We start from the raw sequence: 12,206 nt of genomic DNA, 5'->3' as shown, positions 1-12,206 counted from the left end.
CCCGCAATGAATGTGCGCATGTGCCAGCACGCCGCGACCCAGGCGAACATGGCGCTGCTGGAAAGCCGCGGCGTGCGGCGGATCGGCCCCAACGACGGGGTGATGGCCTGCAACGAATACGGCCCCGGCCGCATGGCCGAGCCGATGGAGATCATCGACGCCATCGCCGGCCTCTTCGCGGAGGAGACCTGCCGGCCTCTGGCCGGTCGCCGCGCCATCGTCACCAGCGGCCCGACCCACGAGCCGATCGACCCGGTGCGCTACATCGCCAACCGCTCGTCCGGCAAGCAGGGGCACGCCATCGCCGCGGCGCTGGCCAGGCTGGGGGCCGAGGTGACGCTGGTCAGCGGTCCGACCCGCCTGCCCGACCCGGCCGGCTGCAGCGTCGTCCATATCGAGACGGCGCGCGAGATGCTGGCGGCCTGCGAAGCGGCCCTGCCGGCCGACATCGCCGTCTGCGCCGCCGCGGTGGCGGACTGGCGCGTCGAGGGAGCCGGCGACCGCAAGCTGAAGAAGGACGGCGGCGGCCCGCCGGCCCTGGCCCTGACCGAGAATCCCGACATCCTCGCCACCCTGTCCCGCCCCGGCGGGCAACGCCCGGCGCTGGTGATCGGCTTCGCGGCGGAGACCGGCGACGTGCTGGCCTATGCCACCGCCAAGCGCGCCCGCAAGGGCTGCGACTGGATCGTCGCCAACGACGTCTCTCCCGGCACCGGCACCTTCGGCGGCAGCGACAACACCGTCCATCTGATCCGCGCCGATGGGACCGAGTCCTGGCCGACCATGACCAAGGACGCCGTCGCCGCCCGGCTGGCCGAGGCGGTGGCAGAGCATTTCAACGGGCATTTCAAGGCGAAGTAGCGTCTACGCGGACGCCGCTCCCCCTCAACCAACGGAACCATCCATGTCTCCCACCGTCGCCTTCCTCCGCCTGCCCGGCAACGACGATCTGCCGCTGCCCTCCTACGCCACCGAGGGGGCCGCCGGGTTCGACCTGCGCGCCGCGGTGCCTGCCGACGCCCCGGTCACCCTGGCTCCCGGCAAGCGGGTGCTGGTGCAGACCGGCTTTGCGGTCGGGCTGCCGGCGGGCTGGGAGATGCAGATCCGGCCGCGCTCCGGGCTGGCGGTGAAGAACGGCGTCACGGTGCTGAACACGCCGGGCACCGTCGATTGCGATTACCGCGGGCCGGTCGGCGTCTGCCTGATCAATCTGGGCGAAGAGCCCTTCACCATCGCCCGCGGCGACCGCATCGCCCAGGCGGTGATCGCCGAGGCGCCCCGGGCGGTGCTGGTCGAGGTCGCCTCGCTGGACGAGACGGCACGCGGCGCGGGCGGCTTCGGGTCGACCGGGGTGGCCTGAGGACAGGGCCAGACTTCACCCACCCCCGCCCCGCTTTCTATGGCATGATCCCTACGCCGATCGGGGTAAGGATCGGCGTCAGGCGAGGGGGTGGGCATGCGGAGTCCCCGGCGGAACCTGGGACGCAAGCTGGGACGCAACCTGGGGCGGAGCGTGGCGTTCCGCATTCTGGCGGGGTTGACGGTGATCGCCGGGTTGGCCGCGGCAACCGGCGGTGTCGCCGTCTCGCTGTTCTCGCGCTTCCACCAGGGGTATGAGCAGATCGCCACCGCCAAGGTGCCGGGGCTGGTCGCCGCCGCCCAGCTGGTGCAGCAGAGCGGCGCCGTCGCCGCCATCGCCCCCGCCCTGGTCGCCGCCCAGGATCAGACCGCCCGCGAGGCGGTGATGGTGCGGATGGGCGACGAGATCGTCCGGCTGGAACAGCTGATGGCCCGGCTGATCGCCCATGGCGGCGGCGTGCGCTTTGCCAACCGGGCCGTCGGCAAAACGGACGACGGCAAAACGGACAACGACAGAACCGACGGCAGCCGCGCCGAAAGCAGCAGAGCGGATCTGGGCGAGCTGGACCGCCGCAAGAACGAGCTGGTCGGCACGCTGCTGACCCTGAACGCACAGGTCAGCCAGCAACTGGCGCTGACCGCGGAAACCAGTGCCCGCGCCCAAGCGCTGGCCGCCCTGACCGGACGGTTGGGAACGGCCGAATCGCGGGAGGCCGAAGGCTCCTGGCACATGCAGCTGCGCGCCGGCCTGCCCGATGCAGAGGCGGCGGAGCGCACCCACGAGGCGCTGGAGCGCTGGCGCCGCGAGCTGACCGGAGCGGCGACCACGCTGCTGGCGGCGCTGCGGGCCGACCGCGACACCCCGCTGGACCATTTCCAGGCCGACATCCGCACCGCGCTGAACAAAGCCGCCGAGGCACTGGCCCTGCTGCCGGCCGAACAGGCAGCCCGGCTGGAGCCATTGCAGCGCGAGCTGACGGAGCAGGCCTTCGGCCGCGCCCCCCTGTTCGCGCTGCGCGAGACGGAGTTGTCGCTGCAGCGGGCGATCAAGCGGTCCGCCGCCCGCAACCAGGCGGTTTCCGACCAGCTGGTCGGCATCGTCTCCGCCTATTTCCTGGCGGTGGAGCAGGATGTCGCCCACCGCTCCGGCGAGTTCGAGCGGGTGATCCGCGACGGCGAACGGGCGGTGATCGCCATGGCCGTGCTGTCGATCCTGGGGGCCGCCGCCATCTTCGCCTACATCCACCGCAACGTGGTGGCGCGGCTGCGCAGGCTGCGCAGCGCCATGCAGGCGGTCGAGGCGGCGGAGGCGGCCGGCCTGTCAGGTTCCGTTTCAGGTCCGATGCCCGATCTGGACCTGCCCGCCACCACTCCGGCCGGCAGCCGCGACGAGATCGGCGAGATGGCCCGGGCGCTGGCCTATTTCGTCACCACCATCCGCGCCCGCGAAGGCGCGCTGGCCGACGGCGAGCGGCGGCTGCGCACCATCCTGGAGCAGAGCCCGGTCGGCGTGTCCATCGGCCGTGCCGACGGCACCGTCGCCTTCGCCAACGCCCGCGCCGCCGAACTGGCCGGCCGGCCGCTGGACGAATTCGTCGGCAGCCGTCCCGTGCCGGCCCTGCCCGGCGGCGCCTCTCCCTGCCCTTCGGCGATGCCGGGGCCGGAGGCCGAAACCGGCCCAAGGCCGGAGGCCGAAACCGGCCCAAGGCCGGAGGCCGAAACCGGCCCAAGGCCGGAGGCCGAAACCGGCCCAAGGCCGGAGGCCGAAACCGGCCCAAGGCCGGAGGCCGAAACCGGCGGCGTGCTGCTGCGCGATGCCGAGGTGGCGGTGGACCGCCCGGACGGCAGCCGGGTCTGGGCGTTGCGGACCCTCCAGCGCACCAGCTTCGAGGGCGAGCCGGCGGTGCTGGCCTGGAGCACCGACATCACCGCGCGCAAGCAGGCTGAGGAGGCGCTGCGCAGCGCCAAGGAGCAGGCCGAGATCGCCGCCCGCTCCAAGGCCGAATTCCTGGCGACGATGAGCCACGAGATCCGCACGCCGATGAACGGCGTGCTCGGCATGCTGGAGCTGATGGCGCTGACGCCGCTCGACGAGGAGCAGCGGACGCTGGTCTCGACCATGCGCGACAGCGGGGCCGCTCTGCTGCGGATCATCGACGACATCCTGGATCTGTCGAAGATCGAAGCGGGAAAGCTGGAGCTGGAGGAGCTGGACCTGCGCCCGGCCGATCTGGTGGAGGGGGTGGCCGACCTTCTGGCGCCCCAGGCCCACCAGAAGGGTCTGGCGCTGATCTGCGCCATCGACCGGTCGGTGCCGGACCGGCTGCGCGGCGACTCCGGCCGGCTGCGGCAGATCCTGTTCAACCTGACCGGCAACGCCATCAAATTCACCGACCGCGGCCGGGTGGTGCTGCGCGTCCATGCCGCCCCGGCCGAAGCCGATGCGGATGCGGATGCCGGCCCGGCAGGAGCGGACCCTGTCCGCCTGCATGTCGCGGTGGAGGACACCGGCATCGGCATCGGGCCGGACGGACAGGCCCGGCTGTTCCAGCCCTTCAGCCAGGCCGACAGCTCCACCACCCGCCGCTTCGGCGGCACCGGTCTGGGGCTGGCGATCTGCACGCGGCTGGTCGAACGGATGGGCGGACGCATCGGCGTCTCTTCGGTGCCCGGCCAGGGATCGACCTTCTGGTTCACCGTGGCTCTGCCGCGCGCCACGGAGGACGATCCTGCCGGCCTGCCCGCCACCGGCCTGTCCGCCGCACCGGGCGAGCCATCGACGCCGCCATCGACGCCGTTGTCCGGCCTGTCGGTGCTGGTCGCCGACGAGGACGAGGTTCAGCGCACGGTTCTGGCCGGCTATCTGGAACAGGGCGGCGCGACGGTGACGGCCGCCGCCTCCGTGGCCGATGCCGTGTCAAGGCTGGGGCGCGGCGGTCTCGCGCTGCTGGTGACCAGCACGGCGCTGGCCGGACGGCTGGAGCCGCTGGCCGGCGCCTGCGCCCCCGGGCTGCCGCGGCTTCTGCTGGGCGACGGTCGGGCGCTGGGCGGCGGGGCGGGCGGCGGAGCGGGCGGCGGTGTGGTCGCCTCCCCCCACACCCCCTCCGGCAGGGCAATATGGCGGGGCTGGTCCAGCCGGTCCACCGCGCCGCCCTGATCCGCACCGCCGCCCTCCTGACCGGCCGTGCCGAACCGGAGATCTACGGCAACCGTCCTTCCGGCCCCTTGCCCGCCGCCGGCCCGGTCCGGTGCGTAAGATGCCACCACTGGTCCGGCGGAGCGGGCGCCGGAACGGGCGGCGGAGCGCTCAGCCCTGGGCCCCATCCTGGTGGCGGAGGACAATCCGACCAACCAGCAGGTCGTCCTGCGCCAGCTGCGCCGGCTGGGCTATGCGGCGGAACTGGCGGCCGACGGGGAAAAGGCGCTGGCGGCATGGCGCGCCGGCCGGCACCGGCTGGTCGTCACCGACTGCCACATGCCGAGGATGGACGGCTACGAGTTGGCCCGCCACATCCGGGAGGAGGAAGCCGGCGGGCAGCGGCACACCCCAATCGTCGCCATGACCGCCAACGCCCTGTCCGGCGAGAGGGAGCGCTGCCTGGCCGCCGGCATGGACGATTACCTCGCCAAACCGGTGACCCTGGCGCAGCTTTCCCGCGTGCTCGCCCGCTGGCTGGAGGCCGGCCCAACCCCCGATACGCAGGCTCCGGCCTCCCTGGCCCCGGTGGAGGAGCTGCTGCCGGTGCTCGACCTCGACCATGTGCGCGAGACCTTCGGCGGGCCGGAGGATGGCGGTCTGGATGACGGCACGCTCGACATGATGGACTTCTTCGTCGAGACGACGCGCCCGACCCTGGAGCGGGTGCGGCAGGCGCTCGACACCGGCGACAGGGAGGAGGCGCGGGCCGCCGCCCATTCCGCCGCCGGTGCGGCGCGGACCGCCGGGGCGCGGGCGCTGGCCGCCGCCTGCACCGCGCTGGAACGCGCCATCCTCGAAGGGCGCGACGCCGAGCTGGACCGCCATGCCGGCGCGATGGCCGCGGCCTTCCCGGAGGTCGAAAAGGCGATTCGCGCGCTGCGCCACACGAAAGAGACGGTGCCCAGCCCGGAAGAGACCATGGCGTAACCGGACGTGCCGGAGCGATATCTACCTGGACGCGAGCGACATCTCGAAAAGGCGCAAGGCGGACGGGTGTTGGCTTGTCGGTGGGAAATGGCTGAACTACTCTGCCCATATTGATTCATTTCGACAGATTCCGCCGGGCGGTTGCCAAGCCCCGGCCGTCGCGGGGGTGGAAAGCGTGGTCGGTCTCGCTGGCTTCTTTTGGAACAAGGAAACCCGGCGCCAAGCCGATCACGCCGCCGCAGACCGTGACCGTTTGCGGGCGATGCTGGCCGCGACGCCGCAGCCCTGGTGCGCCTGGACCGACCAGGGCGACGGCGGCGCCCTGTCGGACGAGGCGGCGGCCCTGCTGGGCGTTTCCAGCGCGGATGCGCTCGTCGGCGCCGTGAGCGCGCCGGACCTGGCCCCAGCCCTGTCCCGCCTGCGCCGCGACGGCGAACCCTTCCGCTGCGAGGCGACAGGGCGTGACGGGCGCAGGCTGGTTCTGACCGGCCGGCGCGGACGGGCCGGCGATACGCATTGCGACGTGGTGTGGATCGAGGATGTGACCGCCGCCAGCCACGCCACGCAGCGCCAGGAACTGGCGGCCGGCGCCGCCCGCTCCCGCCTTGCCGATCTGCAGGCGTTGGCCGACGCCCTGCCGGTGCCGGTGTGGATGCGCGACCGCTCGTTACGGCTGTCCTGGTGCAACCGCGCCTATGCCCGTGCCGTGGACGGCGATCCCGACACGGTGGTGGCGGAGGGGCGGGAACTGACCGCCGCCGGTCGGGCGCTGGCGGAACGGGCGCGCAGCGGCGGCTTCGCCCAGTCCGAGCGGGCGCCGGTGGTGATCGGCACCGAACGCCGCCTGCTTGAGGTGACGGAGGCGCCGTTGCCGCTGACCGACGGCGGCGGCACGCTGGTGGTCGGCTATGCGCTGGACCTGACCCCGCTGGAGGAACTGCGCGGCGAGCTGATCCGCCATCTCACCGCCCATGCCGAGGTGCTGGAACGGCTGGGCACCGCCATCGCCATCTTCGGCCCCGACACCCGCCTGACCTTCTTCAACCAGGCCTACGCCCGGCTGTGGGACCTGGACGAGGCGTGGCTGCGCAGCGAGCCGACCAACGCCGAACTGCTGGAGGAGCTGCGCGCCCGCCGCCGCCTGCCGGAATATGCCGACTACCAGACCTTCAAGCGCGAGCGGCTGACCCGCTACACCCATCTGGTCGAGCCGGTGGAGGAAATGCTGCATCTGCCGGACGGCACCACGCTGCGCCATCTGGCGGCGCCGCATCCGCAGGGCGGGCTGATCACCATCCTGGAGGACGTCACCAACACGCTGGCGCTGGAATCCTCCTACAACACGCTGATGGCGGTGCAGCAGGAGACACTGGACAATCTGGCGGAGGGCATCGCCGTGTTCGGCGGCGACGGCCGGCTGAAACTGTCCAACCCGGCCTTCGCCCGCATCTGGGATCTGGCGGACGGCGACCTGCATGGCGAACCGCACATCGCCGACGTCATCGAACGCATGCGCCCGCTGCTGGAAATCGCGCCAGTGGACAAGGGGGCGGATAAAGGGGCGGACAAGGTTGCCGACAGGCCGGGCGAGGCCGCCAGCTGGGAGGCGGTGAAGGAGGAGCTGATCGGCGCCACGCTGGAGCGCAGCGTCCGCTCCGGCCGGGTCGAGCGCAGCGACGGGTCGGTGGTGGAGTTCTCCACCCTGCCGCTGCCGGACGGGGCGGTGCTGAACAGCTATCTCGACGTCACCGACGGCGCCCGGCTGGAGACGGCGCTGCGCGCCTCCAACGCGGCGCTGGAAGCCGCGGACCAGCTGAAGAGCGAGTTCATTGCCAATGTCTCCCACCATCTGCGCACGCCGCTGAACGGCATCATCGGCTTCGCCGAGGTGCTGGCGAACCAGTATTTCGGCGAGCTGAACGCCCGGCAGATGGAGTATGTGCGCAGCATGCTGGCGGCCGGCCAGCGCCTGCTGGAACTGATCGACGACGTGGTCGACCTGACCAGCCTGGGCGCCGGCGTCACCACGCTGGAGCGCGGCGCGGTCAGCCTGCCCGACCTGCTCGACTCGGTGGCCGGGCTGACCCGCGACTGGGCGCGGCGCGAAGGGCTGCGGTTGGAGGTGGTGGCCCCCGCGGCACTGGGCGAAATGGAGGGCGACGGCAAGCGGCTGAAACAGGCACTGTTCACGCTGGTGGTGGGCGCCATCCGCAACCCGCCGCCCGACCGCCGTATCCGGCTTGCCGGCGAGCGGCTGAACGGCAGCATCACCCTGTCGGTCAGCGGCGCGGCGGCGCCCGACGCCGACCCGCAGGGAGCGGCGGCGCTGGGCGTCTCGCTGGCCCGCAACGTGGTGGAACTGCATGGCGGCCGGCTGGAACTGGACGAGACCGGCGCGGCCGGGGTGTACCGCAGCGCCCATGTCCGCTGCATCATGCCGGTGCGGGCCCCGGCGAACGGGGTGAGGGCGGAGTAGACCCTCACCGCCGCGACACCGGGAAACGGGCCGGTCAGGCCGCGCCGGGCACGCCCTTCGAGGTGGAATACTCGAAGTGCAGCGCCTCGCCGGGATAGACCAGCGGGCGGATGGCGTGGGCGGCTTGCGCGGCCTCGGCGAAGCCGCAGAGGATCAGCTTCAGCTTGCCGGGATATGTGGCGATGTCGCCGATGGCGAAGACGCCCGGCACGTTGGTGGCGCAGCCGGGCTGGGCCACCGCGATGTGGCTGCGCTCCAGATCCAGCCCCCAGTCGGCGATCGGGCCGAGATTCATCGACAGGCCGAAGAAGGCGAGCATGGCGTCGGCCGGCAGCGCCTTTTCCTCGCCGTCAAGCGTGGCGACGCGCACGGCGGTCAGCTGGCCGTTCCCGCCCTCCAGGCCGGAGAGCTGGTAGGGCACCACCATCTCGATCCGTCCCTCGCGCACCAGGGCGTCCATGCGGGCGACGCTCTCCGGGGCGGCACGGAATTTCGGGCGGCGGTGGACGACATAGACGCGCTCGGCGATGTCGGAGAGCGACAGCGCCCAGTCGACCGCGCTGTCGCCGCCGCCGGCGATCACCACCTTCTTGCCGGCGAACTCCTGGCGGCGGCGCACCATGTAGAAGACCGACTTGCCCTCATAGGCCTCCAGCCCGTCGAGCGGCGGGCGGTTGGGACCGAAGGCGCCGCTGCCGGCGGCGATGACGACCGCCTGGGCGTCGATCTTCGTGCCGATGCTGGTCTCCACCAGCCAGCGCCCGCTGTCCTGGCGGGTCAGCTTTTCCACCTGCTGGCCCAGATGATAGGTGGGCGAGAAGGGGGCCGCCTGCTCGGCCAGCCGGTCGATCAGGTCGGCCGCCTCGATCGAGGGGTGGGCCGGGATGTCGTAGATCGGCTTTTCCGGGTAGAGCGCGGTGCACTGGCCACCCACCATGTCCAGCGCGTCCACCACATGGCAGCGCATCTTCAGCATGCCGCATTCGAACACGGCAAACAGCCCGACGGGGCCGGCGCCGACGATGACGACATCGGTGGTGAGGACATCGTTGCTGGATGCGGTCTGCGACATGAAAGCCAATTCCTTGAGACGGGTGCCGGGAGCGAGGATGGGAGAGGGACGGCGAACCCTTCCATTGTCCGCATTTGCCGGCCGGGTCAACCCCCAGCAAGGGGAAGGCGGTTCTGTGCCGCACGGGTGACCGGCCCATGGTTTCGGCATGGCCGTAGCAGGACCTGCGATTTTACAATTTTGCATAAATTCGCTTAAATTTGTCGATTGCGCACCGGAGAGTGCAAGGCAGACAGTGGAGAGGTGCGGCGGATGGCCGGGATCGACAGCCCGGAGGCCGGTCCGGACGCCAGTCGGGTGGAGGCCCGGAATGAAGGAACTTCGCTGTCTGGTCTTCACCGACCAGGAGGTCGTGCGGGCCGTGCTGGATCGCCGGCGCCGGGTGAAGGACACCCTGCCGACCGGCACCGTCTCCAAGGTCGTCTATCATCGTCATGAGGGGTCGGAGCCGGAGGGCATCGAAACCCGCCTGACCGTCACCGACGACGACGGCTCGGTGACCGAGCTGGCCCTGCCCGATACCGAGGTGACGGCGGCGCTGGTCGGCTATTGCATGGGCCGGCGCATCCCCCTGCCGGTGGCGTCAGACAAGATCCTGCACCTGATCAACGGCGCACTGACGCTGATGATCACCATGAACTTCAACAAGGCGCCGCGGCTGGTGGTGAACACCGCCGCGGCGGAAGCGCCGGGATCGGGAACCGCCGACCGGCTGTCGCCCAAGCGGCGGGTCGGCCGGTAGCACCCACCCTTCTTTCCGGCTTGCGGGCGGGCGGCGGCTTCGCACAGTATCCGCGCCATGTCGGACACTCCCCTCCATACGGTCGTCCTGCCACTGCCGGACGAGACCGCCACCGCGGCGCTGGGCCGCCGGCTGGGCGCCATGCTGCGGCCCGGCGACCTCGTGGCCCTGCGCGGCGACCTTGGCGCCGGCAAGTCGGCGCTGTCGCGCGCCCTGATCCGCAGCGTCACCCACGCGGATGCCGAGGTGCCGTCCCCCACCTTCACCCTGGTGCAGACCTACGACACCGCCATCGGTCCGGTCTGGCATTTCGACCTCTACCGGCTGTCGGGGCCGGACGAGGTGTATGAGCTGGGCTGGGACGATGCGCGGGTGGACGCCGTGGCGCTGGTCGAATGGCCGGACCGGCTGGGTCCGCTGCTGCCGCCCGACCGGGTCGAGGTGATGATGGAGCATGACGGCCCGGACGCCCGCCGCGCCACGCTGACCGGCCATGGCAGGCTGGCGGCACGGGTTGCCGCCGCCGGCTGGACGCTGTGATGACGGTCGTGTCTCAGGCGCGGGAAGCGGAGATCGTCGCCTTCCTGGCCGCCAACGGTCTGTCAGATGCCGTGCGGGAGCCACTGGCCGGCGATGCCTCCGCCCGGCGCTACGAGCGCCTGCGCAAGGCCGATGGCGCCACGCTGATCCTGGTCGACACCCCGGCCCCGGCCGAAGACCTCGTCCCCTTCATCGCCATCGGCGCCGAACTGGCCGCCCTTGGCCTGTCCGTTCCCGGCGTGATCGCATCGGATGTGGAACGTGGGCTGGCGATACAGGAGGATTTCGGAAACGAAACATTCTCGCGCCTGCTCGCCGACGGTGCCGATCCACAGCCACTCTATGAGATGGCGACCGACGCGCTGGTCACCATCCACCACGGCTGGACAGCGGAAACGGCGGAGCGGCTCGCGCTGCCCGTCTACGATCCGGACCTGTTCATCGCGCAGACCCGGCTGTTCCTCGATGCCTATATGCCGGTGGCGCTGGGACGGCCCCTGAGTGAACAGGATCGTTCCGCTTTCGATACGGCTTGGCGGGCGGTTCTGGAGCCGGTCTGCGCCGGTGCGCCGTCGCTTCTGCTGCGCGACTACCATGTCGACAACCTGATGCGGCTGGCGCGGCCGGGGGTGAAGGCCGCCGGGCTGATCGACTTCCAGAGCGCCGGCTGGGGACCGCGGGCCTACGATCTGGTCTCGCTGCTGGAGGATGCCCGGCGCGACGTGGCGCCCGCTCTGGCCGAGGCGATGGTCGCGCGCTATCTCGCCGCTTTCCCCGACTGCGATGCCGCCGCTTTCCACCGCGCCATGGCGGTGCTGGGGGCGGTGCGCCACACGCGGATCGTCGCCATTTTCGTCCGTCTGGCGCTGAGCCAGGGGCGGCGGTCATACCTCGTCCATCTGCCGCGGGTCTGGCGCCTGCTGGAGGCCCAGCTGGCGAAGCCGGCGCTGGCGCCGGTCGCCGCCTGGTTCGACCACCATCTGCCGCCCGAGGCCCGTGCCGCCTTGGTCGTTCCGGAGACGATCTGAGATGAGCGTGACCATTCCCCAGACCGCAATGGTGTTGGCCGCTGGCCAGGGCCTGCGCATGCGCCCGCTGACCGACCACAGGCCGAAGCCGCTGATCCCGGTGCTGGGCAAGCCGATGCTCGACCATGCGCTGGACCGGCTGGCCGAAGCCGGCGTCGGCCGCGCGGTGGTGAACAGCCACTATCTCGGCGCCATGATCGGCGAGCATCTGAAGGACCGGACGGCCCCGGCCATCACCCTGTCGCCGGAGGACAGGCTGCTGGAGACCGGCGGCGGGGTGAAGAAGGCCCTGCCCCATCTCGGCACCGCGCCGGTCTATACGGTGAACGCCGACATCTTCTGGCTGGACGGGCCGGTCCCGGCCCTGCGCCGGCTGGCCGCCCATTGGAACCCGGCGGAGATGGATGCGCTGCTGCTGCTGATGGCGACGACCCGGTCGGTCGGCTATGACGGACTCGGCGACTATCACATGGACCCGCTGGGCGGCCTGACCCGCCGGGGCGAGCGCGAACTGGCGCCCTTCGTCTATGCCGGGCTGCAGATCGTCAAGCCGGAGCTGTTCGCGGCGGACACGCCGGACGGCGCCTTCTCCACCAACCTGATCTGGGACCGCGCCCAGGCGGCGGGCCGGCTGTTCGGCCTTGCCCATGACGGGCTGTGGTTCCACATCGGCACCCCGGCCGGGCTGAAAGAGGCCGAGGAGCTGCTGGCCATCGGCGGCATGCGGGCGGTGGCGCATTGAGGGCGGTGTTCGCCTATATTCAATAGGACGTCGCCCATACCCGGAACCGATCGCAGGCCCATGACCCACCCCAAAGTCTTCAGCATCCCCGCGGGCGCGCCCTTCGTCGACATGCTGGCGG

Annotated in this window: 10 protein-coding genes; 9 read left to right on the top strand and 1 reads right to left on the bottom strand. The window is 71.4% G+C overall.

Annotation, left to right across the window (positions count from 1 at the left end; all coding sequences use genetic code 11):
- The 5 genes from coaBC to I71_RS28520 form a co-directional block, all read left to right on the top strand.
- On the top strand, window positions 1–861 hold an 861-nt coding region (gene coaBC, locus I71_RS28535; RefSeq protein ID WP_042702230.1), incomplete at its 5' end, for a bifunctional phosphopantothenoylcysteine decarboxylase/phosphopantothenate--cysteine ligase CoaBC.
- Window positions 862–904: 43 nt separating this feature from the next.
- Window positions 905–1,360 (top strand): dUTP diphosphatase, encoded by a 456-nt coding sequence (gene dut, locus I71_RS28530; protein ID WP_042702223.1) that lies wholly within the window; start codon window positions 905–907, stop codon window positions 1,358–1,360.
- A 153-nt stretch (window positions 1,361–1,513) separates the two neighbouring features.
- On the top strand, window positions 1,514–4,516 hold the full coding sequence (locus I71_RS35330; RefSeq protein ID WP_244434109.1) for a hybrid sensor histidine kinase/response regulator: 3,003 nt from the start codon (window positions 1,514–1,516) through the stop codon (window positions 4,514–4,516).
- 171 nt (window positions 4,517–4,687) lie between these two features.
- A complete protein-coding gene (locus I71_RS40725) occupies window positions 4,688–5,485 on the top strand; it encodes a response regulator (RefSeq protein ID WP_049976379.1) in 798 nt (265 codons plus the stop codon).
- Between the two features lie 175 nt (window positions 5,486–5,660).
- Window positions 5,661–7,961, top strand: a complete 2,301-nt coding sequence (locus I71_RS28520; RefSeq protein WP_244434108.1) for a PAS domain-containing sensor histidine kinase — start codon at window positions 5,661–5,663, stop codon at window positions 7,959–7,961.
- A gap of 34 nt (window positions 7,962–7,995) precedes the next feature.
- On the opposite strand, the gene I71_RS28515 is transcribed toward I71_RS28520, so the two are convergent.
- Window positions 7,996–9,033 (bottom strand): NAD(P)/FAD-dependent oxidoreductase, encoded by a 1,038-nt coding sequence (locus I71_RS28515; RefSeq protein ID WP_042702221.1) that lies wholly within the window; start codon window positions 9,031–9,033, stop codon window positions 7,996–7,998.
- Between the two features lie 310 nt (window positions 9,034–9,343).
- On the opposite strand from I71_RS28515, the gene I71_RS28510 reads away from it, so the two are divergent.
- From I71_RS28510 to I71_RS28495, 4 genes are read left to right on the top strand one after another with little or no spacing between them, the layout of a single operon-like run.
- Window positions 9,344–9,775, top strand: a complete 432-nt coding sequence (locus tag I71_RS28510) for a hypothetical protein (protein ID WP_042702218.1) — start codon at window positions 9,344–9,346, stop codon at window positions 9,773–9,775.
- Between the two features lie 57 nt (window positions 9,776–9,832).
- On the top strand, window positions 9,833–10,315 hold the full coding sequence (gene tsaE, locus I71_RS28505; RefSeq protein WP_042702215.1) for a tRNA (adenosine(37)-N6)-threonylcarbamoyltransferase complex ATPase subunit type 1 TsaE: 483 nt from the start codon (window positions 9,833–9,835) through the stop codon (window positions 10,313–10,315).
- Complete coding sequence (locus I71_RS28500; protein ID WP_042702212.1) at window positions 10,315–11,343, top strand: aminoglycoside phosphotransferase family protein; 1,029 nt, start codon at window positions 10,315–10,317, stop codon at window positions 11,341–11,343. The genes tsaE and I71_RS28500 overlap by 1 nt, the downstream gene beginning before the upstream one ends.
- 1 nt (window position 11,344) lies before the next feature.
- Entirely contained in the window at window positions 11,345–12,085 is a 741-nt protein-coding gene (locus I71_RS28495; RefSeq protein ID WP_042702209.1) for a nucleotidyltransferase family protein, read from the top strand.
- Window positions 12,086–12,206: the final 121 nt, after the last annotated feature.

The sequence above is a fragment of the Azospirillum sp. B506 genome (assembly GCF_000333595.1).
GTDB lineage: Bacteria > Pseudomonadota > Alphaproteobacteria > Azospirillales > Azospirillaceae > Azospirillum.
Note: the sequence above shows the minus strand (reverse complement) of the source record. Positions and strands in the feature narration are given on the sequence as shown.